The following is a 25477-nucleotide window of genomic DNA, read 5'->3' on the forward strand; positions in this document are numbered from 1 at the left end:
GCGACTCAGCCGGCTCCCGCCACCGCCCGCTGCAGCACGTCGACGTAGGCCGGGTGGGCCAGCCGCAGGAGGTCCAGCTCGGCCGCCGGCACCCACCGCAGCTCGTCGTGCTCGTGCGGCTGCAGGTTGCGCGGTTCGCCGTCCCAGGCCCGGACCACCCAGAGGGACAGGCACACCTCCGCGTCCTCGAGGCGGCTCACCGGCACCGGGTCCCGGGGGACGACGCCGACCTCCTCGCGCAGCTCCCTGGCCAGCGCGGCCGGCTCGTCCTCCCCCGGCTCGACGTGGCCTCCGGGGAGGTCCCACACATCGGGGTACCAGCGCCGGTCCGGGGACCGGTGGCCGAGGAGCACCTCGGTCCCGCGGACCAGCACGCCGGCGACGACGTGGTGCCGACCGCGCGTCACGCGGCGCCGTCGAGGCGCTGCTCCCAGCCGGGACCGTGCGGCACGAGCACCGCCGTCCGGACGTCGTCGTCGCGGCGGTCCAGCCGCACCTCGAGGTGCTCGTCGACCAGCTGCTCGACCAGTCCCTGACCCCACTCGACGACGGTCACCGACTCGTCGGTGGACGCGTCGAGGTCGAGGTCGTCGACGTCGGCGACCCCACCGAGGCGGTACGCGTCGACGTGCACCAGCGGCAGCCGGCCGCCGCGGTGCACGCGGGAGATGACGAACGTCGGCGAGGTGACCGGCTCGCGGACCCCGAGCGCCTCGCCGAGGCCCTGGGTCAGTGCGGTCTTGCCTGCGCCGAGGGGGCCGACCAGCACGACGAGGTCGCCGGCGCGCACCAGCCCGGCCAGCGCGGCGCCGAGCGCCCGGGTGTCCGCCGGCGTCGGCAGCAGGTGCTCACGCCTCACGCCAGGGCCCCCGCGACCGCGGTGAGGTCGGCCAGCAGCCCGGCCCGCGGCGCCCCCTTCGGACCGAACCGGATCGCCGCCGACGGGTGGTAGGTGGCCCAGACCGCCCGGCCGTCGACGTCGTGCGCCCGGCCGCGCGCCTCGGCCAGCACGGTGCGCGGGCCGAGGAACCACTTGGCCGACGACAGGCCCAGGGCGACGACGACCGGCGGGTCCAGCAGCTCCAGCTGGCGGCGCAGCCAGCCGCTGCAGCGGGCCACCTCGGAGCTCTTCGGCGTCCGGTTGCCCGGCGGGCGGCACTTCACCACGTTGAGGACGGCGGCCTGTGCGCGGTCGAGCCCGGCCTCGGCGAGCAACTGGTCGAGCAGTGCTCCGCTCTTCCCGACGAAGGGCCGGCCGGTCTCGTCCTCGGTGGCACCCGGCGCCTCCCCGACCAGCGCGAAGCGCGGGCGCCCGCCGGCCGGGACGTCGCCCACCACCACCTGCTGCCGGGTGGCGGCCAGCTCGGGACAGGCCACGCAGGGGCGGGCGGCGGCGGCCAGCGCGCCCCAGTCGGGCGCGGCCGCGGCGACGCGCGCGACCTCCTCGGCGGCGGCGTCGAACCGGGGCGGCCGGGTCACCGGTCCACCCCTGTGGACAGGTCGGTGCTCACCCGGCGCAGCAGCGCCGACAGCGCCGCGGTCACCTCGTCGGGCTTCTCCAGCGGCACCATGTGCCCGGCGTCGGCGACGACGACGTACTCGACGTCCGGCGCGTCCGTCCCGCCGAGCAGCTGCACGATCATGTCGCTGTGCCCGGGCGGGATCAACGTGTCCTGGTCCCCGGTGAGCACCAGCGTCGGGACGGCGCGCAGCGGCTCCAGCGACGCGCTCCCGTCCAGGCCCGCCAGCGCCGGGTAGAACTCCGCGATCACCTCGACCGGCGTGCCGGCGATCATCGAGTCCACGTAGCGGCCCAGTGCCGGGTCGACGTCGGTCGAGGCGAACGACAGCGACCAGGTCACGTGCGAGATGAGGTCGGCGGCCAGCCGGCGGGTCCGCTCGGCGAGGCCCGGACGGCGGCGCATGGTGAACGCCGCGACCGGCAGGAGCGCCGCGCGCACCCGGGTGAGGAACTCCGGCATGCCGAAGTCGAGCTCGGCGAGGTTGCCGCTGGAGGTGCTCATCAGGGCGGCGCCGACGACCCTCGTCCCGAACAGCGCCGGTCGCAGCTCGGCCAGGGACATGACCGTCATGCCGCCCATGGAGTGGCCGACCAGCACCACCGGCCCGGACGGCACCCGCGCCCGCAGCACCGCCTCCAGGTCGCGGCCGAGCCGCTCCATCGTCGAGTGCTCGGCCGGCCCGCGGCCGGAGGCGCCGTGGCCGCGCTGGTCGTAGAACACCAGCCGCGCCTTCGGACGGGAGCCGTTGGCGGTGGCCAGCTCGGCGCCCAGGGCCCGCCGCTGGAAGGTCCACGACGCCATCGACAGGCAGTAGCCGTGCACGAAGACCACGGTGAGCGGGGCGTCGGTCGGCCCGACCTCCTCCACCGCCAGCAGCACACCGTCGTCGGCGGCGACCAGCGCGGTGCGGTCGGCACGCCGGGATGCCGAACCGAGCGGGTCGTCCTCGCGCAGTTCGGCGTCCGAGGCGCCCGCCGGCAGCCCCGCCGCCGACCCCAGCCGCTCGGCGCCGATCCGCCGGGCGGCGGCCCGGCTGACGGCGACGCCGACGGCGGTGCCGGCCGCGGCCAGGCCGAGGACGGCGCCCACCAGACCGGCCTTGTGGCGCGCCGGGTGCCCGCCCGTCCGCGGGCGTGGCCTCGGGTGCCGCCGCGCCGACATCAGACCGCCCCCGCCGAGCCCACGTAGCGGCGGGTGAAGCGGCCGCCGATGCGGGTGACGAGCTCGTAGTGGATGGTGTCGACCGCGTCGGCCCAGTCCTGCGCCGTCGGCTCGCCGCGGTCCCCCGGCCCCCAGAGCACGACCTCGTCGCCGGCCCGCGCCTCGGCGTCTCCGACGTCCAGGACGAACTGGTCCATGCACACCCGTCCGGCGATCGTCCGGTGCCCCCCGGCGGCCAGGACCGGCGCCCGGTTGCCCGCCGCGCGCGGGATCCCGTCGGCGTAGCCGACCGGCACGAGCAGCAGCGTCGTCTCGGTCTCCGGGAAGTAGGTGTGGCCGTAGGAGACGCCGACGCCGGCGGGCACCCGCTTGGTCAGCGCGGCGCGGGCCCGCACCGTCATCGCCGGGCGCAGCCCGTGGACGGCCGGGTCCCCACCGAGCGGGTCCAGGCCGTAGACCGCGATGCCCGGACGGACCATGTCGTACCAGGTGCCCGGGAGCGCCACCGTCGCCGCGGAGTTGGCCAGGTGCAGCCGGGCATCGGTCAGCCCCGCCGCCCGGGCGACCGCCACGGCCTCCTCGAACACCCGTACCTGCGCGCCGATCGTCGGGTGGGTCGGGGCGTCGGCGTAGGCCATGTGACTCCACAGGCCCACCACGGTCACCTCCCCGTCGGCCTGGGCCCGCGCGGCCGCGGCGACCAGGCCGGGCCACTCGGCCTCGGTGGCGCCCTCGCGGGACAGTCCGGTGTCGGCGAACAGGTGGACACGGGCGGTGCGGCCGGTCGCGCGGGCGGCGGCGACCACCTCGGCGAGGGCCCACTCGGCGTTGACCGACACCTCGACGTCGGCGGGGAGCGCGGCGGCGTAGTCGGTGCCCGGGGCGTGCAGCCACGCGAGCAGCGGCGCGGCGACTCCGGCCGCCCGCAGCGCCAGCGCCTCCTCCAGCACCGCCACACCCAGCGCGTCGGCTCCCCCGGCCAGCGCCGCCCGCGCCGCCGGGACCAGGCCGTGGCCGTAGCCGTCGGCCTTCACCACCGCCATCAGCGGCCGGCCGACGTGCTCGCGCAGCGTGGCCGTGTTGGCGGCGATGGCGTCGAGGTCGACGACCACCTCGGCCCGGGATCTGTCACTCACGCGCCCGAGTCTCCCAGCCGCTCCGCGGGCGCCCGGCGCAGGCGGGCCAGCGTCGCCGGCAGCCGGCGGACCAGGTCGCCGGCGATCAGCGGCCCCTCCTCCGCGGCCAGCTGCCCGGCGCGCCCGTGCACGTGCGCCCCCGTCGCCGCGGCCTCCACGGCCGGCAGCCCGGTGGCCAGCAGCGCGCCGATGAGCCCCGAGAGCACGTCGCCGGTGCCGGCCGTGGCCAGCCACGGTGTACCCGTGGCGTTGACGTAGGCGCTCCCCTCCGCTGCGGCCACGACGGTGGCCTCGCCCTTGAGCAGGACGACGGCGCCCAGGTCGGCGGCCAGCCGGCGGGCCGCGCCGACCCGGTCCTCGCCCACCTCGCCGCCGAACCGGGCGTACTCGCGGTCGTGCGGCGTGAGGACGGTGGGCGCCGACCGGCGTCGCACGAGGTCCGGGTCCTGCGCGGCCATCGTCAGCGCGTCGGCGTCCACCAGCACCGGCAGGTCGGTGGTCAGCACCTCGGTCAGCACGCTGCGGGCGTCCTCGTCGGTGCCCATCCCGGGACCGACGACCCACGCCTGCACCCGCCCGGCGTCGGAGGGCCGGTCCTCTGTGACGATCGCCTCGGGCCAGGCGGCCCGCACGCCGGCGGCCGCCGTCCCCGCGTACCGGACCAGGCCCGGGCGGGCGCGCAGCGCCGCCCCCGTGCAGAGCACCGCCGCACCGGGGTAGGTCGAGGACCCGGCGACGATGCCGACCACCCCCTGCGTGTACTTGTCGTCGCCGGCGTGCGGTGGGCGGCTGCGGGCGGCGACGTCGGCGTCGGTGAACTGGTGCACCCCGGCCGCCGGCAGGTCGAGCCCGATGTCGACCAGGTGGACCCTGCCCGCGTACCCACGGCCCTCCCCCACGACCAGGCCGGTCTTCAGCGCGCCGAAGGTGACCGTGTGCTGCGCCGGGAACGCCGCCCCGGGGACCGCGCCGGTGTCGGCGTCCACCCCGCTGGGGACGTCGACGGCGACCATCAGCCCCGGCCCGGTGGCGGCCCGCTCGACCAGCGCGGCGGCCGGTGGGCGCAGGCCCCCGCGGCCGCCGATGCCGACGATCCCGTCCAGCACGAGGTCGGCGCGCTCGAGCCCGGTCGGCCCGTCGGGGCCGGTGACCCACCCGCCCGCGGCGCGCAGCGCGGCCAGGCCGGCGGCGTGCGCCCGCTCCGGGTCGAGCAGGACGACGGTCACCCGGGCGCCACGACGGGCCAGGTGCGCGCCGGCGAAGAGGGCGTCCCCGCCGTTGTTGCCCGCGCCGACGAGGGCGGTGACGCGGGCGCCGTGCGCGCGGCCGAGCAGCCCCAGGCAGACGGTGGCCAGGCCGGTGGCGGCCCGCTGCATCAACGTGCCCTCGGGCGTGGCGGCCAGCAGCGGCTCCTCGGCCGCACGCACCTGCGCGGCGCTGTACAGCCCGATCACGGGGTCTCCTCCCGCGGCACGCCCTCGGCGACGACCACCGCCGAGGCGATGCCGCCGTCGTGGCTCAGCGAGACGTGCCAGGAGGTGACACCGAGCTGGGCCGCGCGGCCGGCCACCGTCCCGCGGACCGTCAGGTGCGGCCGCCCGTGGTCGCCGACGGTCACCTCGGTGTCGTGCCAGCGCAGGTCGCCGGGAGCGCCGAGGGCCTTGGCCACGGCCTCCTTGGCGGCGAACCGGGCGGCCAGCGACTCACCGGTCCGCGCGCCGCCGCTGGGCGTGCGCTGCTCCTCGGCGGTGAACAGCCGGTCGCGCAGACCCGGGGTGCGGGTCAGGGACTCGGCGAAGCGGTCGACCGGCACCACGTCGATCCCGACCCCGATGATCACCGGGTCAGTCTGCCGTGCCGTCGTCTCCGGCGCCGTCCGGCGAGAGGTGCTCGACGAGCGGCTCGCACCGTCCGGGCTCGGTGTCGCGGGTCCGGGCTCACGACCGGTGGTGAGCCCGGACCCGCGACGATCAGCTGAGCTGATCGTCGCGGGGACTCACTCGACGGTGACGCTCTTGGCCAGGTTGCGCGGCTGGTCGACGTCGTAGCCGCGGCAGTCGGCGATCTCGCAGGCGAGCACCTGCAGCGGCACCGTCGTCACGATCGGCGCCAGCAGCGTCGGGGTGCGGGGCACCCGGATGACGTGGTCGGCGTAGGGCAGGACGTCGTCGTCCCCCTCCTCGGCGATCACGATGGTGCGCGCCCCGCGGGCCCGCACCTCCTGGATGTTCGACACGACCTTGCCGTGCACCGACTCCCGCGAGCGCGGCGACGGGACGACGACCACGACCGGCGTCCCCTGGTCGATCAGGGCGATCGGCCCGTGCTTGAGCTCACCGGCGGCGAAGCCCTCGGCGTGGATGTAGGCCAGCTCCTTGAGCTTGAGCGCACCCTCCAGGGCCACCGGGAAGCCCACGTGCCGGCCGAGGAACAGGATGGTGTCGGCGTCGGCCAGCGTGCGGCCCAGCGCACGCACCGGCTCCATCTGGGACAGCACCTGCTCGACGGCCTGCGGCAGGCCGCGGATGTCCTCCACGATCGCGGCGACCTCGTCGGTGTACTTGATGCCGCGGATCTGGGCCAGGAAGAGGCCCACCAGGTAGCAGGCGACGATCTGCGCCAGGAAGCTCTTGGTCGACGCGACCGCGATCTCCGGGCCGGCGTGGGTGTAGAGGACGGCGTCGGACTCCCGCGGGATGGTCGAGCCGTTGACGTTGCAGATGGCCAGCGTGCGGGCCTTCTGGTCCCTGGCGTGCCGCAGCGCCATGAGGGTGTCCATCGTCTCGCCGGACTGGCTGATGACGACGACCAGCGTGGACCGGTCGAGAACGGGGTCGCGGTAGCGGAACTCGCTGGCCACCTCGACCTCGACCGGGATGCGGGTCCAGTGCTCGATGGCGTACTTCGCGATCAGGCCGGCGTGGTACGAGGTCCCGCAGGAGACGACGAAGACCTTGTCGATGTCGCGCAGGTCCTGGTCGGGCAGGCGGACCTCGTCGAGCACCAGCCGCCCGTCGTCGCCGAGCCGGCCGAGCAGGGTGTCGGCGACCGCCTGCGGCTGCTCGGCGATCTCCTTGAGCATGAACCAGTCGTGACCGCCCTTCTCGGCGGCCGCGGCGTCCCAGTCGACGGTGTAGGCGGTCGGCTCGACGACGGTGCCCTCGAAGTCGGTGACGGTCAGCCCGCGGTGCCGGTCGATCTCCACGACCTGGTCCTGGCCGAGCTCGCGGGCCTCGCGGGTGTGCGCGATGAACGCGGCGACGTCGGAGCCGAGGAAGTACTCGCCGTCGCCGACGCCGACGACCAGCGGGCTGTTGCGGCGGGAGGCGACGAGGGTGTCGGGCTCGTCGGCGTGCGACGCGACCAGGGTGAAGGCCCCCTCGAGCCGGCGGCTGATCGCGCGCATCGCCTCGGCCAGGCGGCCGGGGCCCTCCGGCGTCTCGGCGTAGGCCGACGCCAGCAGGTGCGCGGCGACCTCGGTGTCGGTCTCGGAGCCGAACTCGACGCCGGCCGCCTCGCACTCGGCGCGCAGCGAGGCGAAGTTCTCGATGATCCCGTTGTGGATGACCGCGACCTTGCCGTCCGCGGACAGGTGCGGGTGTGCGTTGCGGTCGGTCGGCCCGCCGTGGGTCGCCCAGCGGGTGTGCCCGATGCCGGTCGTCGACTCGGGCAGCGGCCGGTCGGCGAGGACCTTCTCCAGGTTCGCCAGCTTCCCGGCCTTCTTCGCCGTCGCCTGCCCGCCGTCAGCGAGGACGGCGACGCCCGCCGAGTCGTACCCCCGGTACTCCAGCCGGCGCAGGCCCTCCAGGACGACGTCCAGGGCGCTCTGCGGGCCGACGTATCCCACGATGCCGCACATTCCGTCGAGGCTACCGGTGTGACCGGCCGGACCCGTCCCTCCCGAGAGTGGAACGCGACGGATGTGACGGGAGCGTCAGTCGACTGCCGCGACGATGTCGGCGAGGCGCCGGGCGATCGCGTCGGCGCGCTCCTGGGTGGGCGCCTCGACCATCACGCGGACGAGCTGCTCGGTGCCCGAGGGGCGCAGCAGCACCCGACCGTCGTCCCCCAGCTCGGCCTCGCACCGGTTGACCGCGGCGGCGACCTCGTCGCTCTCCACGACCGCGAGCCGGTCGCGCACCGGCACGTTGACCAGGGTCTGCGGCAGCCGCTGCACCACCGAGGCCAGCTCCGCCAGCGACGAGCCGGTCTCGGCCATCCGGGACAGCAGCGACAGGCCGGTGAGCAGGCCGTCGCCGGTCGTGGCGTGGTCCAGGAACACCAGGTGGCCGCTCTGCTCGCCGCCCAGGCTCAGCCCCTGCGCCCGCAGCGCCTCGAGCACGTACCGGTCGCCGACGGCGGTGGTGTGCACGGCGATGCCGGCGTCGCGCATGGTGTGGTGGAAGCCCAGGTTGCTCATGACCGTGGCGACGACGGTGTCGCCGGTCAGGCGGCCGTGCTCGTGCAGCCCCAGCGCGCAGACGGCGAGGATCGCGTCGCCGTCGACGACGTCGCCCTCGGCGGTGACGGCCAGGCAGCGGTCGGCGTCGCCGTCGTGCGCGATGCCCAGGTCGGCCCCGTGCGCGCGCACGGCCTCGGTCAGCGGGCCGAGGTGGGTGGAGCCGATGCCGTCGTTGATGTTCCAGCCGTCGGGATCGCCGCCGATCACGTGCACGGTGGCTCCGGCCCGCCGGTAGACCTCGGGTGCGCACACCGCGGCTGCCCCGTGGGCGCAGTCGACGACGAGGGTGAGGCCCGACAGCGGCCGCTCGACGGTCGAGAGCAGGTGCTCCACGTAGACCGCGCCGGCGTCGGTGAGGTCGGAGACCCGGCCGATCCCGGCGCCGGTGGGGCGCGGGCCGTCGGTCTCGGCGGCGGTCACGGCCTGCTCGATGGCGGCCTCGACCGCGTCGGGCAGCTTGTGGCCCCCGCGGCTGAACAGCTTGATGCCGTTGTCGGGCATCGGGTTGTGGCTGGCGGAGATCATCACGCCGAGGTCCGCACCGGTGTGCGCGGTGAGGTGCGCGATCGCCGGGGTGGGCAGCACCCCGGCCCGCAGCACCTGCGCACCGGCGCTGGCGAGGCCCGCCACGACGGCGGCCTCGAGCATCTCCCCGCTGGCGCGGGGGTCGCGGCCGACGACCGCGACGGGACGCTGGGTCCCGTCGCGGTCGGCGAGCACACCGGCGGCAGCACGTGCCACCGAGAGGGCCAACTCCGGCGTGAGGTCGGCGTTGGCCCGACCCCGGACGCCGTCGGTCCCGAAGAGGCGACCCACTGGCGTACCGGTCAGCGCTTGGAGTACTGAGGCGCCTTGCGGGCCTTCTTGAGCCCGTACTTCTTGCGCTCGGTCACGCGCGGGTCGCGGGTGAGGAAGCCGGCCTTCTTGAGGGCCGGGCGGTCGTCGGCCTCGACCTCGACGAGCGCGCGGGCGATCGCCAGGCGCAGCGCGCCGGCCTGCCCGCTGACGCCGCCGCCCCGCAGGATGCCGACGACGTCGTACTGCTCGCCCTTCTCCAGGATGACCAGCGGCTCACGGATGAGCTGCTGGTGCACCTTGTTGGGGAAGTAGTCCTCGATGGTGCGGCCGTTGAGCCGGAACTGCCCGGTGCCGGGCAGCAGCCGCACGCGGACGACCGCCTCCTTGCGCCGGCCGACGGTCTGGATCGGACGCCCGTCGGCGTCGGTCACGGTCAGCGGGGTCGTCACTGGGCCACCTGCTTGATCTCGAAGGGCTGGGGCTGCTGAGCGGCGTGCGGGTGCTCGGGCCCGGCGTACACCTTCAGCTTCTTGAGCATCTGCCGGCCCAGGCTGTTGTGCGGCAGCATGCCCTTGATGGCGCGCTCGATGACGCGGTCGGGGTGCGTGCGCAGCTGGTCGCCGACGGGGATCCGCTTGAGGCCACCCGGGTAGCCGGAGTGGCGGTAGGCGATCTTCTCGTCCCGCTTGGAGCCGGTCAGGGCCACCTTGCCGGCGTTGACGATGACGACGAAGTCGCCGACGTCCACGTGCGGGGCGTACTGGGGCTTGTGCTTGCCGCGGAGCAGGACCGCGGTCTGGCTGGCCAGTCGACCGAGCACCACGTCGGTGGCGTCGATGACGTGCCAGGCCCGGCTGACCTCGCCGGGCTTCGGGGTGTACGTGCGCACGGCGCTCGTGTCCTCCGTCGTCGTCGGATCGGCTGGTGGGATCGCCTCACCGAGCACGGGAGACGGCGCGGCACGCGGACACCAGCCGGCCGCGCGCGCCAGCCGATCACGATACCAGCCGCAGGACCCCGTCCTCCCCACCCCTCACGGCGGGAGGGCCCCCTGCCCCCACCGCTCGCAAGCTCGGGGCGAGCCCCGGGACGGCCGCGCAGGAGGGGTCAGGCCTCGACGTCGACCTCGCGCAGCAGCCCGGTGTCGACGTCGTAGACGGTGCCCCTCACCTCGCGCGCGAGCAGGTACGGGCTCTCGCGGATCAGCCGCATCGACTCCCGCACGTCCTCGTCGGCGTCCCGGAAGGCGCGCACCGCCCACGGTGGGCGGCGCCCGGTCGACCGCTCGACGAGGTCGGCGAAGGAGTTGTCGTCGGTCGCCTGCAGACCGCACTGGGTGTGGTGCACCAGCAGGATCTCGCGGGTGCCGAGCACGTGCTGGGAGACGGTGAGCGAGCGGACGACGTCCTCGGTGATGACACCGCCGGCGTTGCGGATGACGTGTGCGTCGCCGACCTCGAGGCCGAGCATCTGGAACAGCGGCATCCGGGAGTCCATGCAGGCCACCACGGCGACGCGGCGGGCCGGACGCACGTCCTTCGAGCCGGGGAACCGCTCCGCCCACTCGGCGTTGGCCGCCAGCATCCGGTCGATCTCGTTCATGCCCGCCCCTCGGTCGCCTCGTCGGTGTGCACGGACCCTAGCCGGGCCGGTCAGCTCCTCCGGACCCGGCGGACGGCCGCGGCGAGGGCGCCGGGGTCGAGCTGCGGGCGGGCGCCGGCGTGCGTCACGGTCAGGCCCGCTGCGGCCGACGCGGCCCAGGCGGCGTCCTCCGGCGCGGCGCCGCCGAGGAGCGTCGCGGTGAGGGTGGCGACGTAGGCTTCCCCGCCTCCGGTGGGGTCGACCGGCGGCCCGCCGAGCAGCGGGACCAGGACGTCCCCGTCGGCCCAGGCGGGGTCGACCTCCAGCTCCTCGGCGGCGACGCCGAACCGCGGCCCGGCCCGCCAGGCGACCAGGTCGCCCTCCTCACCCACGCGGAGCGCGACCACCCGCGCCCCCGCGGTGAGCAGCTCGGCGGCCGCGTCCCGGGCGTCGTCCACCCCGGACAGCTCGCGCCCGGTGAGCAGCCGCGCCTCGGCGGCGTCGGCCCGGACGACGTCGGCACGGGCCAGCACCGCGTCCCGGGTGGCGTCGTCCGCAGGCGCACCGTCGACGACGACCAGCACACCCTCGGGCACCCGCGCCAGCGCGGCGGCGACGGCAGCCGCGGGCTGCTGCAGCTGCAGGCTCACCACCTGCGCGGCGGCGAGCTGGTCGCCGGCGGCGGCGACGTCCTCCGGGGTGAGCAGGACGGCGGCGGGCACGTCCTCGAGCAGCCGGCGCACCCCGCCGTCCTCCACCAGGTCGACCAGCAGCGCCGTGGCCGCACCGCGCCGCCGCACCACGGCGGAGACGTCGATGCCGTCGGCCGCGGCCTGCGCGACCGCCTCGGTGCCCGGATGATCGTCACCCACGACGCCGACCAGGGCGACCGGCACGCCGAGCTGGGCCAGCGCCACGGCCTGGTTCGCGCCCTTGCCGCCGAGGAGCTCGCGTCGCTCGCCGAGCGTCGCCGAGCCGCCGGCCTCGGGGAGGGCCGGGGTGCGCAGCACCAGGTCGCGGCCCACCTGGCCGAGGACCACGACGTCGGCCATCCCTGCTCGCCCTCCCCGGTGTCCCTGCCGCCCATGCGCCTGGCGTCGATCGGTCAGGATGTGCCCCGTGCGCACGGTCGAGGAACACCAGGCGGTCGTCGCGGCGCTCCTCCCCCCGCTGGGCGAGGAGGAGGTGCCGCTGGCGGCCGCGCACAACCGGGTGCTGGCCCGGGACGTGACCGCGCAGGTGTCGCTGCCCGGCTTCGACAACTCCGCGATGGACGGCTACGCCGCGCGGTCGGCCGAGGTCGCCGACCTCCCGGTGCGGCTGCCGGTCGCCGACGACGTCCCGGCCGGGCGCACCGACGTCCGCCCGCTCGAGCCGGGCACCGTGCAGCGGATCATGACCGGCGCGCCGCTCCCCGGGGGCGCGGACGTCGTCGTGCCCGTCGAACTGACCGACGGCGCGACCGACGTCGTGGAGATCCGCGACTCCCCCGCCGCCGGCACCCACCTGCGCCGGGCCGGCGAGGACATCACCGCCGGGACGGTCGCGTTGACCGCCGGCACCCCGCTCGGTGCCGCTCAGCTGGGCCTGGCCGCCGCGGTCGGCGCGAGGACCCTGTGGGTGCGCCGCCGCCCCCGCGTGCTCGTGCTCTCCACCGGCAGCGAGCTCGTCGAACCCGGCGAGCCGCTGCTGCCCGGGCAGATCTACGAGTCGAACTCCGCGCTGCTGGTGGCCGCCGTCGAGGACGCCGGGGGTACCGCGCGGCGGCTGCACTTCGTCCCCGACGACGTCGACGAGTTCCTCGCCACCGTCCGCGCGGAGCTGGGGACCGCCGACCTGCTGGTCACCAGCGGCGGGGTCAGCGCCGGCGCCTACGAGGTGGTCAAGGACGCCTTCCGGGCGCTGGGCACCGTCGAGTTCGTCAAGGTCGCGATGCAGCCCGGCGGTCCGCAGGGAGCCGGCACCGTGGACGGCGTCCCGGTGGTCACCCTGCCCGGCAACCCGGTGAGCTCGTTCGTGTCCTTCGAGGTCTTCGTCCGGCCGGCGCTGCGCCGGGCCCTGGGCCACGCCGCCCCGGGCCGGCTGCGCGCACCGGCGACGCTCACCGCCCCGCTGCGTTCCCCCGCCGGGCGCCGCCAGTTCCTGCGCGGCCGCTACGACGCGGGCACCGTCTCCCAGGTCGGCGGGCCGGGGTCGCACCTGGTCGCCCACCTGGCCCGCGCCAACTGCCTGGTCGTCGTCCCCGAGGACGTCACCGAACTGCCCGCCGGGGCCCCGGTGGACGTCGTCCTGATCGAAGGAGCGCTGCAGTGACCTCCGAACCGCGTCTGACGCACGTCGACGAGGCCGGTGCCGCCCGGATGGTCGACGTCTCGGCCAAGGCGGTCACCGCCCGCGAGGCCACCGCGGCCGGCCGGGTGCTGGTCAGCCCCGAGGTGGTCGCCCTGCTGCGCGGCGAGGGGGTGCCCAAGGGCGACGCGGTCGCCGTCGCCCGGATCGCGGGCATCGCCGGGGCCAAGCGGACGCCGGACCTCGTCCCGCTGTGCCACCCGATCGCCCTGCACGGCGTCACCGTGGACGTGACCGTGGCCGACGACGCGGTCGAGATCGTCGCCACCGCACGGACCGCGGACCGCACCGGCGTGGAGATGGAGGCGCTCACCTCGGTGGCCGTCGCCGGGCTGACCGTCATCGACATGGTCAAGGCCGTCGATCCGCGCGCCGCCATCACCGACGTGCGGCTGCTGGCCAAGTCCGGCGGTAAGAGCGGGGAGTGGCGGCGGTGAGGGCCGCGCTGCCCGACGACGCGCGGGCCGTGGTCGTCACCGCCTCCAACCGCGCCTCCGCCGGCGTCTACGAGGACCGCAGCGGGCAGGTTCTCGCCGAGGGGCTGCGCGCGCTCGGGTTCACCGTCGAGGGGCCGCACGTGCGCCCCGACGACGTCGCGGAGCTGGAGGTGGTGCTGCTCGAGGCCATCGGCTCCGGCGCCGACGTCGTCCTCACCACCGGCGGCACCGGGCTCTCCCCCACCGACGTCACCCCCGAGGCCACCCGGCGGGTGCTGGAGCGCGAGGCGCCGGGCATCGCGGAGGCGGTCCGCCGGTACGGGGAGGGCGAGGTGCCCACCTCGGTGCTGTCCCGCGGGATCGCCGGCACCGCCGGGCGGACGCTGGTGGTCAACCTGCCCGGCTCGACCGGTGGGGTGCGGGACGGCCTCGCCGTCCTCGGTCCGCTGCTCCCCCACGTGGTCAGCCAGCTCCGAGGGGGCGACCACTGAACGGGTGGGCCGACGTCGAGGTCTTCCTGGCCGGGTGGTGCCGGTCCGGGTGGTCGGCAGCCCCGGTCGCTCCGCACGGGGCCAGGTGACGGGCCGTTGCCCGACGTCCTCCTCGAGGAGAGCGGCGTCCTGGTCGGGCTCCGCCTGGAGTCGTCCCGGCGCTAGTCGCCCACCACGATGCGCTCGGTGCGCGTGTAGACGTTGCAGCCGTCGCCGCGGAGGAAGCCGACCAGGGTGATGCCGACGTCGGCGGCCAGCTCCACCGCGAGGGACGACGGCGCCGACACCGCGGCCAGCACCGGGATGCCGGCCATCGCGGCCTTCTGGGTCAGCTCGAAGCTGGCCCGGCCGCTGACCATCAGCACGTGCCCGGCCAGCGGCAGCCTCCCCTGGCGCACCGCGTCGCCGATGACCTTGTCGACGGCGTTGTGCCGGCCGACGTCCTCGCGCAGGGCCACCAGCTCGCCGTCCGCGGTGAACAGCCCGGCGGCGTGCAGCCCGCCGGTCTTGTCGAACACCTGCTGCGCTGCGCGGAGCCGGTCGGGCAGCGCCAGCAGCGTGTGCAGCGGCAGCCGGACGTCGTCCCCGGCGACGTCGTGGCGCGTCTTCGTGCGGATGGCGTCGATGCTGGCCTTGCCGCACACGCCGCAGGAGCTGGAAGTGTAGAAGTTCCGGTCCAGGGCGGTGTCCGGCGGCTCCACCCCGGGCGCCAGGTCAACGTCGACGACGTTGTACGTGTTGCGGCCGTCCGCGTCGACGGAGTTGCAGTAGCGCAGCCCGGCGATGTCGTCGGCCGACCCGATCACCGCCTCGGTGGCGAGGAAGCCGTGCACCAGGTCGAAGTCGTCGCCCGGTGTCCGCATGGTGACCGCCAGCGGCGTCCCGGCGAGCCGGATCTCCAGCGGCTCCTCGGCCGCCACGGTGTCCGGGCGTGTGCTGTGCGCCGCGCCGCGGATCCGTAGCACCGGCGTGCGGCTCGTCACTCGTCCCACGGAGGGCGACGGTACCCACGTCCGGGTCCTACGGTCGCAGCTGTGCCCGTGCTGCCGCCCTACGCCGCCGTCGTCCTCGCCGGCGGCCGCGCGGCGCGGATGGGTGGCCAGGCCAAGCCGCAGCTCGAGGTGGGCGGCCGCACCATCCTCGAGGCGGTCCTGGCCGCCGTGCCCGACGCCGGCCCGCGGATCGTCGTCGGTCCGCCGCAGCCGGTGCCGGCGGACGTCCTCGTCGTGCGCGAGGACCCTCCGCGGGGCGGCCCGGTGGCCGCGATGCGGGCCGGGCTGGCGCACGTCCCCGGCGAGGTGGTGGCGCTGCTCGCCGGCGACCTGCCGTTCCTCACCGCCGGGCTGGTCCGGGCACTGCGCGAACGGCTGACCGGGGACGGCGTGCTGGTCGTCGACGACACGGGCCAGGACCAGCTGCTGCTGGGGATCTGGCGGACGGCGGCGCTGCGCGCGGCGGTCGCCGACGTCGACGGGCCCACGTCGGTGCGCCGGGTGCTCGCCCCGCTGGCGGTACGCCGGCTGCACCCGAAGGTCGCCCAGGGGCAGCCGCCGCCGTGGACCGACTGCGACACCCCGGCCGACCTCGCCCGGGCCCGCGCCGCCGCCCGCCGGGTACCCCGCCGTCCCCAGGGGTAGGGCCCCACCCATGCGCATCGTCATCGCCGGGGCCCACGGGCAGGTCGCCCGCCGCCTCGGACGCCTGCTGTCCGGTCGCGGCGACACGGTCGTCGGCATCGTCCGCAACCCCGCGCACTCCGACGACCTGCGTACCGACGGCGTGGAGCCGGTGGTCCTCGACCTCGAGCAGGCCGGCGTCGACGAGGTGGCCCAGGTGGTGTCCGGAGCCGACGCGGTCGTCTTCACGGCGGGCGCCGGGCCCGGCAGCGGCGAGGCCCGCAAGCACACCGTCGACAAGGGCGCGGCCCTGCTGCTCGCCGATGCCGCCGAGCGGGCGGGCGTCCGGCGTTACCTGCTGGTGTCCTCGATGGGCGTCGAGCAGGCCCGCCAGGGGACGCCCCGGGGCATGGACCCCGTCTTCGCCGTCTACCTGCAGGCCAAGCTGGCCGCCGAGGACGCGATCCTGCCCCGGCCCGCGCTCGACACGGTGATCCTGCGGCCCGGCCGGCTCACCGACGAGCCCGGCACCGGCCGGGTGACCCTCGCCCACGGCGTGGAGTACGGCGAGGTGCCGCGGGACGACGTCGCCGCGGTGCTGCTCGCGCTGCTGGACGCCGGGAAGACCGACGAGGTCGTCGAGCTCGTCAGCGGCGACACCCCCATCGACGAGGCCGTCGCCGCTCTCCCCTGAAGGGCCCCGTCCTCCTCAGGAGCGCAGCCCCCGGGTGACCACCGCCCTGGCGGCCAGCTCCTCGTCGGGCGGGTAGTCGACCGCCACCAGCGTCAACCCGCCGGGCGGGACGACGGGCACCTCGCTGGAGCGTTCGGTGGCACCCAGCAGCGCCGCCGGCCACCCCGGCGGACGGCGGCTCTCCCCCACCGCGGTGAGCGCGCCCACGAGGCTGCGCACCATCGAGTGGCAGAAGGCGTCCGCCGAGGCCCGCACGGTCACCAGGTCGTCCTGCCGGGCCACGTCCAGGGCGAGCAGGGTGCGGATCGTCGTCGCGCCCTCCCGGCGGCGGCAGAAGGCGGCGAAGTCGTGCAGCCCCAGCAGCAGCTGCGCGGCGGCCGCCATCGCCTCGGCGTCCAGCCGCCGGGGCCAGCCGACCGTGTCGGCCCGGCGCAGCGGCGACGGGCCACCGTCGGCGTCGGTGAGCCGGTAGACGTAGTGCCGGCGCAGCGCCCCGAAGCGGGCGTCGAACTCCGGCGGCGCCTCCCGCACCGAGTGGACGGCGATGTCGGGCGGCAGCACGCCGCGCAACCGGCGCACCAGCCGCGCGCGCTGCTCCTCCCACACCGCGCGGGGGACGTCGGCGTGGGCGACCTGGCCCGTGGCGTGCACCCCGGCGTCGGTGCGCCCGGCCACGGTCAGCGCGACCGGCCGCCGCAGCACCCGGGCCAGGGCCTCCTCGAGGTCGCCCTGCACGGTGCGCCGAGCAGGCTGCCGGGCCCAGCCGTGCAGCGCGGTGCCGTCGTACGCGATCCCGAACCGGAGACGGACGAGCCCGCCACCGGGTGCGGTGGCGGGCTCGTCAGGAGTGCGGTGGGTGCTCAGCGACCGCTCACCGGGGGTCGGGAGCGGACTCGCCCCCCGGCGCCTGCAGACCGGCGGTGGCGGCGTCGCCCAGCTCGGCGGCCTCGATCTCGGCGGCGGCGGCAGCGGCCACGTCCGGGGACAGCGCCGGGTCCTCGACGACCGCCACGTTCTCGCGCTTGGGCTCCGGCGTGACGTCGCCGTCGTCCTGCCGCTCACCATCGGGGTTGTAGAGGTCGGTGACGACCTCCTGCGCCTCGGCGTCCACGTCGCCCGAGGTCACGGCCGGCGAGGTGTCGCCACCGGGACCGGTGGTCTCGCCCGCGAAGGTCGCGCCCTGGTCTCCGCCGCCGGCGGAGACCCCGGCCGCGCCGGCGCCGGCGCCCTCGCCCGGGTTCTCGCGGTCGCTCACCGCGCGCCGCCCGTCCCCTCGGCGTCGCCCGGGCTCTCGGCGTCGGCCGCGACGGCCTCGGTGGTGGCGTCCGCGTCGCCCGCGGCGGTCGCACCCGCGGCAGCATCCGTGTCGACGGCCTCGGCGTCGGTGGCCACGGCGTCGCTGGCCCCGGCGTCGCTGGTCCCGGCGTCGGTGGTCACGGCGTCCGTGTCGGTGGCCGTGCCGGTGGCCTCGGTGTCGTCGACGCCGGCGGCCTCGAGCGCATCGGCGGTGACCTCACCGGCGGCGGAAGCGGCACCCGCACCCGAGGCGGCACCGGCGAAGCGGGTGCCACGGGCACGCTCGGCCTCGCCGACGGCCTGCTGGCCCACGGTCTGGCCCTCGACCAGCTCGATGACCGCCATGGGGGCGTTGTCACCCTTGCGCGGGCCCACCTTGGTGATGCGGGTGTAGCCGCCCGGACGGTTGGCGAAGCGCGGCCCGATCTCGGCGAACAGCGTGTGGACGACGTCCTTGTCCCGGATCGTCGTCATCACCTGACGGCGGGCGTGCAGGTCACCGCGCTTGGCGAAGGTCACCAGCTTCTCGGCCAGGGGACGCAGCCGCTTGGCCTTCGTCTCGGTGGTGGTGATCCGCCCGTGCTCGAACAGCGACGTGGCCAGGTTGGCCAGCATCAGCCGCTCGTGCGAAGGGGAACCGCCGAGACGGGGGCCCTTGGTGGGGGTGGGCATGTCGGTCCTTCCTCAGGCTGCCGGGCCGCGGTGCCGGCTGCGTGCCATGGTGGTGCTGACGTCTCGTGCGCGAGAGCGCGGTGGTGCATGCGGGCCAGTGTGCTGGGCCCGGCAGCGGCGCCGGACGGCGGGTCGCCCCACCGTCCGGCGTCCACTGTCAGAGCTGCTCGGTCTCCTGGTAGGAGCCGTCGTCGTACTGCGCCTGGTCGTAGCCGGCGGCGAACTCGCCGTGGCCCTGGTAGGCGTCGGTCTCGTAGCCCTCGTCGTAGCTCTCGACCGAGGTGGGGATGAACCCGGGCGGGCTGTCCTTGAGCGCCAGACCCATGGCCGCCAGCTTCATCTTGACCTCGTCGATGGACTTGGCCCCGAAGTTCCGGATGTCCAGCAGGTCCGCCTCGGACCGGGTGACGAGCTCACCGACGGTGTGCACGCCCTCGCGCTTGAGGCAGTTGTAGGACCGGACGGTGAGGTCCATGTCCTCGATCGGCATCGAGAAGTTGGCGATGTCGGCGGCCTCGGCCGGGCTCGGTCCGACCTCGATGCCCTCGGCGTCGATGTTGAGCTCGCGCAGCAGGCCGAAGAGCTCGACCAGCGTGGAGCCGGCACTGGCGATCGCGTCGCGCGGGGCGATCGACGGCTTGGTCTCGACGTCGACGACCAGGCGGTCGAAGTCGGTCCGCTGCTCGACGCGGGTGGCCTCGACGGCGTAGGTGACCTTGAGGACCGGCGAGTAGATGGAGTCGACGGGGATGCGACCGATCTCCTGGCCGGGCTGCTTGTTCTGCGGCGCCGGCACGTAGCCGCGACCGCGCTCGACGACCAGCTCGATCTCCAGCCGGCCCTTGCCGTTCAGCGTGGCGATGTGCAGCTCGGGGTTGTGCACCTCGACACCGGCCGGGGGCGCGATGTCGGCGGCGGTGACCTCACCGGGGCCCTGCTTGCGCAGGTACATGGTCACCGGCTCGTCGGAGTCGGAGCTGACGACCAGGCCCTTGAGGTTGAGGATGATCTCGGTGACGTCCTCCTTGACGCCCGGCACGGTGGTGAACTCGTGCAGGGTGCCCTCGATCCGGATGCTGGTGACAGCAGCGCCGGGGATCGACGACAGGAGGGTGCGGCGCAGCGAGTTGCCGAGGGTGTAGCCGAAACCGGGCTCGAGCGGCTCGATGACGAACCGCGAGCGCTGCTCGGAGATGGTCTCCTCGGTGAGCGTGGGGCGCTGTGCGATGAGCATGGTGGTGTTCTCCTCCAGGTCCTCCGGCGACCGCCATATGACGCCGTGAGGGGGTGGTGCAGGCCCCGGCGGACATCTGTCCACCCGTCGGAGCCGGCCTGGTGCAGGGACCGGGGTCCCTGCACCAGGCAGCGAGCTCTTACTTCGAGTAGAGCTCGACGATCAGCTGCTCCTGGACCGGGGTGTCGATCACCTGGCGGGCCGGGACGCTGTGGACCAGCACGCGCAGCTGGCTGCTGATGACCTCGAGCCACGGCGGCACGGGACGCTCGCCGGCGCGGGCCTGGGCGATCTCGAAGGGCAGCATGCGCCGCGACTTCTCGGCGACCTCGATGATGTCGTTGGAGCTCACCCGGTACGACGGGATGTCGACCTTGCGGCCGTTGACCCGGATGTGGCCGTGACGCACCAGCTGGCGGGCCATGTCGCGGGACTCGGCGAAACCGGCCCGGTACACGACGTTGTCCAGGCGCGACTCGAGGATCTGCAGCAGGACCTCACCGGTCTTGCCCGACTTCTTGTTGGCCTCTTCGTAGTAGCCGCGGAACTGCTTCTCGAGGACGCCGTAGATGCGGCGCGCCTTCTGCTTCTCACGCAGCTGCAGCAGGTACTCGCTGTCCTTGCTGCGGCCCCGGCCGTGCTCGCCCGGCGGGTAGGGCCGGATCTCGATCGGGCACTTCGGGGACTCGCACTTGCTGCCCTTGAGGAACAGCTTCATCTTCTCGCGCCGGCACATGCGGCAGTCGGCTCCGGTGTAACGGGCCACGTCAGGTACTCCTCGTTCTTCTCGTCAGTGGCCGGTCAGACCCGGCGGCGCTTCTTGGGGCGGCAGCCGTTGTGCGGCTGCGGGGTCACGTCCTGGATCTGGCCGACCTCGAGGCCGGTGGCCTGGAGGGACCGGATGGCGGTCTCACGGCCGGAGCCGGGGCCCTTGACGAAGACGTCGACCTTGCGCATGCCGTGCTCCTGCGCCTTGCGCGCGGCGTTCTCGGCCGCCATCTGCGCGGCGAACGGCGTGGACTTGCGGGAGCCCTTGAAGCCGACGTGGCCGGCAGAGGCCCAGCTGATCACGTTCCCGTTGGGGTCGGTGATCGACACGATCGTGTTGTTGAACGTGCTCTTGATGTGCGCGGCGCCGTGGGCGACGTTCTTCTTCTCCTTGCGGCGGACCTTCTTGGCACCAGCCGCGGCGCGAGCCCTGGGAGGCATGTCTCTCCGGTTTCCTTCTGATCAGTGGCCAGATGAGCACGCAGTGCGCGCCGCCGCTCCCGCCCTCCCGGGACTGTGCGGCGGCGCGCAGCGCGGCTTACTTCTTGCCGGCCTTCTTCTTGCCGGCGATGGTCTTGCGCGGGCCCTTGCTCGAGCGCGCGTTGGTGCGGGTGCGCTGCCCGTGCACGGGCAGGCCGCGGCGGTGACGCAGGCCCTGGTAGCAGCCGATCTCCACCTTGCGGCGGATGTCGGCGGCCACCTCGCGGCGCAGGTCGCCTTCGACGCGGAAGTGCTCGTCGATGTAGTCGCGCAGCCTCAGCAGGTCCTCGTCGCCGAGGTCCCGGACGCGCAGGTCGGGGCTGACGCCCGTCGCGGCCAGGGTCTCCTTGGCGTGGGTCTTGCCGATGCCGTAGATGTAGGTGAGCGCGATCTCCATCCGCTTGTCGCGGGGCAGGTCGACGCCGGCCAGTCGTGCCATGTCCAGGTACTCCCTCAGCCCTGCCGCTGCTTGTGGCGGGCGTTGTCGCAGATGACCATGACCCGGCCGTGCCGGCGGATCACCTTGCACTTGTCGCAGATCTTCTTCACCGACGGCTGGACCTTCACCGGTGCCGCCCCTCATTCCTGTCGATCGTGCGCCGAGCGCGCCCGCCCCTGGGCGGTGCGCGCAGCGGCGGCTACTTGTACCGGTAGACGATGCGACCGCGGGTCAGGTCGTAGGGCGAGAGCTCCACGACCACGCGGTCCTCGGGCAGGATGCGGATGTAGTGCTGGCGCATCTTGCCGCTGATGTGGGCGAGCACCCGGTGCCCGTTCTGCAGCTCGACCCGGAACATCGCGTTGGGCAGCGGCTCGACGACGCGACCCTCGACCTCGATGGCCCCGTCCTTCTTCGCCATGCCCGACACGGCCTCCCTGACTCGGTGGTACTGGTGTCCCTCGTGCACCCACGCCGGAACCCGGCGGACGCACTCGGAGGTGTACAGAACGGGTGGTGCAGGCACTCTCGCGAGGGCGCCCTGGGTCGTACGGCCACAGCACGACAACAGGGCGGCGCGAGCGCCATCGGCTACTGTACCCCGCTCCAGCGCGCCTCTCCAACCCGCCCCGGGTGACCGCGATCATGGCCCCGTCGCGCGGCCCGCGAGAGCGGAGCGAGCGCTGGGGGCGACGGGGTCCTCTCTCAGGTGCGGGGGGTGATCCCGAAGGGAGCGAGCCCCGCGACGCCGCCGTCCTCCGCCGTGAGGACCCACGGGCCCTCGGGGGTGATGGCGACGGTGTGCTCGAAGTGGGCCGCGCGCGACCCGTCCTTGGTGACCACGGTCCAGCCGTCGTCGAGCTCGACGGTGGCGGGGTCCCCCACGGTGACCATCGGCTCGATGGCCAGCGCCAGGCCCGGCACCAGCCGCGGGCCGCGCCCGGCCCGGCCGTAGTTGAGCACGTGCGGGTCCTGGTGCATCTCGGTGCCGATGCCGTGCCCGCCGTAGTGGTCGACGATCCCGTACGGGTGTCGCTCGGCGTTGATCGTCTGCTCGACGGCGTGGCTGATGTCGGTCAGGCGCCCGCCGGCCAGCGCCTTGGCCAGGCCCGCCCACATCGAGCGCTCGGTGACGTCGATCAGCGCCGCGTCCTCGGCCGACGGCTGCCCGACCGTCACGGTGACCGCCGAGTCCCCGTGCCAGCCCTGCAGGATGGCGCCGCAGTCGATGGAGATGTTGTCACCCTCGGCGAGGGTGCGGCCCCGGTTCGGGATGCCGTGCACGATCTCGTCGTTGATCGACGCGCAGATGCTGCCGGTGAAGCCGTGGTAGCCCAGGAAGGACGGCACCGCGCCGGCGCTGCGGATGTGGTCCTCGGCGATGGCGTCCAGCTCACCGGTGGTGACACCGGGCCGGACGGCGGCGCGGACGGCTGCGATCGCGCCCGCCACGACGAGGCCTGCACCGCGCATGAGCTCGAGCTCGTGCGGCGTCTTGATCTGGATCATCCGTCCACTCCACTTCGCCAGCAGCGGGATCCGGTCGAGGATCCCCGCGGCCGTCATCTGCGCCGCCTGCCCTCAGCCTGCGCCCGGCCCGTCGGGACGCCTGCCCCCGCAGGTCTCGAGCGCGCTCATCGCCCGCTCGGTGACCTCCTCGACCGCGCCGATGGCGTCGATGCGGGTCAGCAGTCCCTCGGTGTCGTACCAACCCGACAGCGGGGCGGTCTGTTCCCGGTAGACGTGCAGCCGGTGCCGCACGGTCTCCGGCTTGTCGTCGTCCCGCTGCACCCACTCACCGTCGACGAGCACCCGGCGCCCGGAGAGCCGGCGCACCAGCTCGTCCTCGTCGACGGCGAGCTCCAGCACGCAGTCCAGGGCCTGGCCGAGATCGTGCAGGGAGTCCCGCAGGTGCTCTGCCTGGGCGATCGTCCGGGGGAAGCCGTCGAGCAGGAAGCCGCCCTTGGCGTCGGGCTCGGCGAGCCGTTCCTTGACCATCGCCACGGTGATCTCGTCGGGGACGAGGTCGCCGGCGTCCATGTAGCTCTTGGCCTGCACCCCGAGCTCGGTCCTGCCGCTCACATTCGCGCGGAAGATGTCACCGGTCGAGATGGCCGGGACCCCGAGCCGACCGGCGATGACCTGCGCCTGGGTCCCCTTGCCCGCTCCGGGAGGGCCCAGCAGCACGACGCGCACTACTTCAGGAACCCTTCATAGTTGCGCTGGTTGAGTTGCGTCTCGATCTGCTTCACCGTCTCCAACCCCACTCCGACCATGATCAGCACCGCGGTGCCACCGAACGGGAAGTTCTGGTTCTGCCCCTCCTGCGTGATGGAGAGGAACAGGTTGGGCAACACTGCCACCAGACCCAGGTAGATGGAGCCCGGCAGGGTGATCCTGGACAGCACGTACTGCAGGTACTCGGCGGTGGGCCGACCGGGACGGATGCCCGGGATGAAGCCGCCGTAGCGCTTCATGTCCTCGGCACGCTCCTCCGGGTTGAACGTGATCGACACGTAGAAGTACGTGAAGAAGACGATCAGGCCGAAGTAGATCGCGATGTGCACCGGGCTGCTCTGGTCGATGACGTAGTTCTCGAAGAACTGGCGCACCGGACCGGTCTCGTTGCCCTGCAACTGGGTGATCAGCTGGGGCAGGTAGAGCAGCGACGACGCGAAGATGACCGGGATGACACCGGCCTGGTTGACCTTCAGCGGCAGGTAGGTCGACGTCCCGCCGTACATGCGGCGGCCGACCATGCGCTTGGCGTACTGGACCGGGATGCGCCGCTGGGCCTGCTCGACGTAGACCACCGAGCCGATGACCACCAGGGCCAGGAGGCAGACCAGCGCGAAGACGACGCCGCCGCGGGTCTGCAGGATCGCGCCGCCCTCGGCGGGGATCCGGGCGGCGATCGAGGTGAAGATCAGCACGGACATGCCGTTGCCGATCCCCTTCTCGGTCAGCAGCTCGCCCAGCCACATGATCACGGCGGTGCCGGCGGTCAGCGCGACCACCAGGACGATCGTCGTCCAGACGGAGTCCGACGGGATGATGTCCTGGGAGCAGCCCGGGAACAGCTGGCCGCTGCGGGCCAGGGCGATGATGCCGGTGCTCTGCAGGATCGCGAGGGCGATCGTCAGGTAGCGGGTGTACTGGGTCAGCTTCTGCTGGCCCGACTGCCCTTCCTTCTTCAGCTGCTCAAACCGCGGGATGACCACGACGAGCAGCTGGACGATGATGCTCGCGGTGATGTACGGCATGATGCCGAGCGCGAAGACCGACAGCCGCAGCAGCGCGCCACCGGAGAACAGGTTGACCAGCGAGTAGAGGTCCCGCTGGTCGGAGGCCTGCGCCTGTTCGAGACAGCTGTTGATGGCCTCGACCGAGACGCCCGGCCCCGGGATCGCGGCCCCCAGGCGGTACACGGCGATGATCGCCAGGGAGAACAGCAGCTTGCGCCGGAGGTCTGGCGTCCGGAACGCCGCAGCGAAAGCCTGCAGCACGTGCCCTCCCCTGCTCGGTCGGATGAGGTTAGCAATCGGCCCACCCGGGACTGCTGCAGGGCGGGCCGGAGAAGGCCCCCCTGCAGGCCCCCGCCGCCGGCCTCGTCCCGGGGCTCACCCGAGTGTGCGAGGGGTGAGGAGGACGAGGTGCTCGGACGGCGGGGAGCAGGGGGGCCCTTCTTCAGATGCGGGTGGTGCTGCCCCCGGCCGCGCTGATCTTGTCAGCGGCCGACGCCGAGAAGGCGTGCGCGTGCACGTGCACCTGGACACCACCCAGGTCGCCGGTGCCGAGGACCTTCACCGGCTGGCCGCGGCGCACGGCCCCGGCCTCGGCGAGGGAGTCGGGGTTCACCGAGCCGCCCTGTGGGAACAGGGCCGCGATCCGGTCGAGGTTGACGACCTGGAAGACGACCTTGTTCGGGTTCTTGAACCCCGAGAGCTTGGGCAGCCGCATGTGCAGCGGCGTCTGCCCGCCCTCGAAGCGCGCGGACGTGTTGCCCCGCGCACCGGTGCCCTTGGTGCCGCGACCGGCGGTCTTGCCCTTGGAGCCCTCACCGCGACCCACGCGGGTCTTGGGGGTGTGGGCGCCGGGTGCCGGACGCAGGTGGTGGACCTTGAGAGTCATGTCAGCGTTCCTTCTCGCCCGTGGCTCGGCCGATCTCTTCGACGGTGACCAGGTGCGGCACCGTCGCGACCATCCCGCGGATCTCGGGACGGTCCTCCTGGACGACCGAGTCGTGGATCCGCTTGAGGCCCAGCGAGCGCAGCGTCTGGCGCTGGTTGGGCTTGGTGCCGATCGCCGAGCGGATCTGGGTGACCTTCAGCTGCGCCATC

The 25477-nt window shown here is 74.3% G+C and carries 33 protein-coding genes; 5 read left to right on the forward strand and 28 right to left on the reverse strand.

The genetic code is table 11. The features are described 5' to 3' along the window. Positions 1-5: 5 nt before the first annotated feature. From ACWIX3_RS00905 to ACWIX3_RS00965, 13 genes are all read right to left on the reverse strand, one after another. Positions 6-407, reverse strand: coding sequence for an NUDIX domain-containing protein (locus tag ACWIX3_RS00905; protein ID WP_448610228.1), 402 nt, complete (start codon positions 405-407; stop codon positions 6-8). Beyond that, positions 404-859: a tRNA (adenosine(37)-N6)-threonylcarbamoyltransferase complex ATPase subunit type 1 TsaE gene (gene tsaE / locus ACWIX3_RS00910; RefSeq protein ID WP_448610229.1), complete on the reverse strand. Its 456-nt coding sequence runs from the start codon at positions 857-859 to the stop codon at positions 404-406. Before tsaE ends, ACWIX3_RS00905 begins: the two co-directional genes overlap by 4 nt. Continuing rightward, positions 856-1479 (reverse strand): uracil-DNA glycosylase, encoded by a 624-nt coding sequence (locus ACWIX3_RS00915; RefSeq protein WP_448610230.1) that lies wholly within the window; start codon positions 1477-1479, stop codon positions 856-858. Before ACWIX3_RS00915 ends, tsaE begins: the two co-directional genes overlap by 4 nt. Next, positions 1476-2612 carry an alpha/beta fold hydrolase gene (locus tag ACWIX3_RS00920; RefSeq protein ID WP_448610231.1) on the reverse strand — a complete coding sequence of 379 codons (1137 nt, stop codon included), beginning with the start codon at positions 2610-2612 and terminating at the stop codon, positions 1476-1478. Before ACWIX3_RS00920 ends, ACWIX3_RS00915 begins: the two co-directional genes overlap by 4 nt. A 71-nt stretch (positions 2613-2683) precedes the next feature. Beyond that, positions 2684-3820 carry an alanine racemase gene (gene alr, locus ACWIX3_RS00925; protein ID WP_448610232.1) on the reverse strand — a complete coding sequence of 379 codons (1137 nt, stop codon included), beginning with the start codon at positions 3818-3820 and terminating at the stop codon, positions 2684-2686. Beyond that, on the reverse strand, positions 3817-5274 hold the full coding sequence (locus ACWIX3_RS00930) for an NAD(P)H-hydrate dehydratase (RefSeq protein ID WP_448610233.1): 1458 nt from the start codon (positions 5272-5274) through the stop codon (positions 3817-3819). Before ACWIX3_RS00930 ends, alr begins: the two co-directional genes overlap by 4 nt. After that, positions 5271-5660, reverse strand: coding sequence for a holo-ACP synthase (locus ACWIX3_RS00935; RefSeq protein ID WP_448610234.1), 390 nt, complete (start codon positions 5658-5660; stop codon positions 5271-5273). Before ACWIX3_RS00935 ends, ACWIX3_RS00930 begins: the two co-directional genes overlap by 4 nt. Positions 5661-5816: 156 nt before the next feature. Next, positions 5817-7679, reverse strand: a complete 1863-nt coding sequence (gene glmS, locus ACWIX3_RS00940; protein ID WP_448610235.1) for a glutamine--fructose-6-phosphate transaminase (isomerizing) — start codon at positions 7677-7679, stop codon at positions 5817-5819. Between the two features lie 75 nt (positions 7680-7754). Continuing rightward, positions 7755-9098: a phosphoglucosamine mutase gene (glmM, locus tag ACWIX3_RS00945; RefSeq protein WP_448610236.1), complete on the reverse strand. Its 1344-nt coding sequence runs from the start codon at positions 9096-9098 to the stop codon at positions 7755-7757. A gap of 11 nt (positions 9099-9109) precedes the next feature. Continuing rightward, positions 9110-9529 carry a 30S ribosomal protein S9 gene (gene rpsI, locus ACWIX3_RS00950; RefSeq protein WP_448610237.1) on the reverse strand — a complete coding sequence of 140 codons (420 nt, stop codon included), beginning with the start codon at positions 9527-9529 and terminating at the stop codon, positions 9110-9112. Continuing rightward, entirely contained in the window at positions 9526-9969 is a 444-nt protein-coding gene (rplM, locus tag ACWIX3_RS00955; RefSeq protein WP_448610238.1) for a 50S ribosomal protein L13, read from the reverse strand. The genes rpsI and rplM overlap by 4 nt, the downstream gene beginning before the upstream one ends. Positions 9970-10187: 218 nt before the next feature. Continuing rightward, a complete protein-coding gene (locus tag ACWIX3_RS00960) occupies positions 10188-10682 on the reverse strand; it encodes a beta-class carbonic anhydrase (protein WP_448610239.1) in 495 nt (164 codons plus the stop codon). A 50-nt stretch (positions 10683-10732) separates the two neighbouring features. Further along, positions 10733-11713, reverse strand: a complete 981-nt coding sequence (locus ACWIX3_RS00965; RefSeq protein WP_448610240.1) for a PfkB family carbohydrate kinase — start codon at positions 11711-11713, stop codon at positions 10733-10735. A 58-nt stretch (positions 11714-11771) separates the two neighbouring features. Between ACWIX3_RS00965 and moeA the strand changes: the two genes are divergently transcribed. The 3 genes from moeA to ACWIX3_RS00980 are packed head-to-tail and all read left to right on the forward strand — an operon-like array spanning position 11772 to position 13938. Further along, positions 11772-12974 (forward strand): molybdopterin molybdotransferase MoeA, encoded by a 1203-nt coding sequence (gene moeA / locus ACWIX3_RS00970; RefSeq protein WP_448610241.1) that lies wholly within the window; start codon positions 11772-11774, stop codon positions 12972-12974. Beyond that, positions 12971-13447: a cyclic pyranopterin monophosphate synthase MoaC gene (gene moaC / locus ACWIX3_RS00975; RefSeq protein WP_448610242.1), complete on the forward strand. Its 477-nt coding sequence runs from the start codon at positions 12971-12973 to the stop codon at positions 13445-13447. The genes moeA and moaC overlap by 4 nt, the downstream gene beginning before the upstream one ends. Next, positions 13444-13938 (forward strand): MogA/MoaB family molybdenum cofactor biosynthesis protein, encoded by a 495-nt coding sequence (locus ACWIX3_RS00980; RefSeq protein WP_448610243.1) that lies wholly within the window; start codon positions 13444-13446, stop codon positions 13936-13938. Before moaC ends, ACWIX3_RS00980 begins: the two co-directional genes overlap by 4 nt. Before the next feature lie 161 nt (positions 13939-14099). Here ACWIX3_RS00980 and fdhD read toward each other — a convergent pair whose 3' ends face one another. Continuing rightward, positions 14100-14930 carry a formate dehydrogenase accessory sulfurtransferase FdhD gene (fdhD, locus tag ACWIX3_RS00985; protein WP_448610244.1) on the reverse strand — a complete coding sequence of 277 codons (831 nt, stop codon included), beginning with the start codon at positions 14928-14930 and terminating at the stop codon, positions 14100-14102. A gap of 42 nt (positions 14931-14972) precedes the next feature. Between fdhD and mobA the strand changes: the two genes are divergently transcribed. Together mobA and ACWIX3_RS00995 are read left to right on the forward strand one after the other, a co-directional pair. Continuing rightward, positions 14973-15575, forward strand: coding sequence for a molybdenum cofactor guanylyltransferase (mobA, locus tag ACWIX3_RS00990; RefSeq protein ID WP_448610245.1), 603 nt, complete (start codon positions 14973-14975; stop codon positions 15573-15575). Positions 15576-15585: 10 nt separating this feature from the next. Further along, positions 15586-16248 carry an NAD(P)-binding oxidoreductase gene (locus tag ACWIX3_RS00995; protein ID WP_448610246.1) on the forward strand — a complete coding sequence of 221 codons (663 nt, stop codon included), beginning with the start codon at positions 15586-15588 and terminating at the stop codon, positions 16246-16248. A gap of 15 nt (positions 16249-16263) precedes the next feature. Here the strand turns inward: ACWIX3_RS00995 and truA are convergent, their stop codons facing one another. The 14 genes from truA to rpmD all read right to left on the reverse strand — a co-directional run bounded on the left by truA (position 16264) and on the right by rpmD (position 25476). Next, complete coding sequence (gene truA / locus ACWIX3_RS01000) at positions 16264-17112, reverse strand: tRNA pseudouridine(38-40) synthase TruA (protein WP_448612504.1); 849 nt, start codon at positions 17110-17112, stop codon at positions 16264-16266. A 7-nt stretch (positions 17113-17119) separates the two neighbouring features. Continuing rightward, positions 17120-17503 carry a hypothetical protein gene (locus ACWIX3_RS01005; RefSeq protein ID WP_448610247.1) on the reverse strand — a complete coding sequence of 128 codons (384 nt, stop codon included), beginning with the start codon at positions 17501-17503 and terminating at the stop codon, positions 17120-17122. Continuing rightward, positions 17500-18216 carry a 50S ribosomal protein L17 gene (rplQ, locus tag ACWIX3_RS01010; protein ID WP_448610248.1) on the reverse strand — a complete coding sequence of 239 codons (717 nt, stop codon included), beginning with the start codon at positions 18214-18216 and terminating at the stop codon, positions 17500-17502. Before rplQ ends, ACWIX3_RS01005 begins: the two co-directional genes overlap by 4 nt. A gap of 157 nt (positions 18217-18373) precedes the next feature. After that, entirely contained in the window at positions 18374-19450 is a 1077-nt protein-coding gene (locus ACWIX3_RS01015) for a DNA-directed RNA polymerase subunit alpha (protein ID WP_091213383.1), read from the reverse strand. A gap of 139 nt (positions 19451-19589) precedes the next feature. Then, the gene (gene rpsD / locus ACWIX3_RS01020) at positions 19590-20216 is read right to left on the reverse strand and encodes a 30S ribosomal protein S4 (protein WP_072919096.1); all 627 of its coding nucleotides are present in this window, start codon (positions 20214-20216) and stop codon (positions 19590-19592) included. A gap of 35 nt (positions 20217-20251) precedes the next feature. Further along, the gene (gene rpsK / locus ACWIX3_RS01025) at positions 20252-20659 is read right to left on the reverse strand and encodes a 30S ribosomal protein S11 (protein WP_014377968.1); all 408 of its coding nucleotides are present in this window, start codon (positions 20657-20659) and stop codon (positions 20252-20254) included. Between the two features lie 97 nt (positions 20660-20756). Then, positions 20757-21137: a 30S ribosomal protein S13 gene (rpsM, locus tag ACWIX3_RS01030; protein ID WP_012950457.1), complete on the reverse strand. Its 381-nt coding sequence runs from the start codon at positions 21135-21137 to the stop codon at positions 20757-20759. A gap of 14 nt (positions 21138-21151) precedes the next feature. Next, positions 21152-21265 carry a 50S ribosomal protein L36 gene (gene rpmJ / locus ACWIX3_RS01035; RefSeq protein WP_012950458.1) on the reverse strand — a complete coding sequence of 38 codons (114 nt, stop codon included), beginning with the start codon at positions 21263-21265 and terminating at the stop codon, positions 21152-21154. Positions 21266-21336: 71 nt separating this feature from the next. Continuing rightward, complete coding sequence (gene infA / locus ACWIX3_RS01040) at positions 21337-21558, reverse strand: translation initiation factor IF-1 (RefSeq protein ID WP_012950459.1); 222 nt, start codon at positions 21556-21558, stop codon at positions 21337-21339. Between the two features lie 284 nt (positions 21559-21842). After that, complete coding sequence (gene map, locus ACWIX3_RS01045; RefSeq protein ID WP_448610249.1) at positions 21843-22703, reverse strand: type I methionyl aminopeptidase; 861 nt, start codon at positions 22701-22703, stop codon at positions 21843-21845. Between the two features lie 15 nt (positions 22704-22718). After that, complete coding sequence (locus ACWIX3_RS01050) at positions 22719-23333, reverse strand: adenylate kinase (RefSeq protein WP_448610250.1); 615 nt, start codon at positions 23331-23333, stop codon at positions 22719-22721. Continuing rightward, complete coding sequence (gene secY, locus ACWIX3_RS01055; protein ID WP_448610251.1) at positions 23333-24643, reverse strand: preprotein translocase subunit SecY; 1311 nt, start codon at positions 24641-24643, stop codon at positions 23333-23335. The genes ACWIX3_RS01050 and secY overlap by 1 nt, the downstream gene beginning before the upstream one ends. A 181-nt stretch (positions 24644-24824) precedes the next feature. Beyond that, entirely contained in the window at positions 24825-25268 is a 444-nt protein-coding gene (rplO, locus tag ACWIX3_RS01060; protein WP_448610252.1) for a 50S ribosomal protein L15, read from the reverse strand. 1 nt (position 25269) lies between these two features. Continuing rightward, positions 25270-25476, reverse strand: coding sequence for a 50S ribosomal protein L30 (gene rpmD, locus ACWIX3_RS01065; protein WP_448610253.1), 207 nt, complete (start codon positions 25474-25476; stop codon positions 25270-25272). Between the last annotated feature and the right edge of the window lies 1 nt (position 25477).

Source organism: Geodermatophilus sp. URMC 60 (assembly GCF_053502585.1).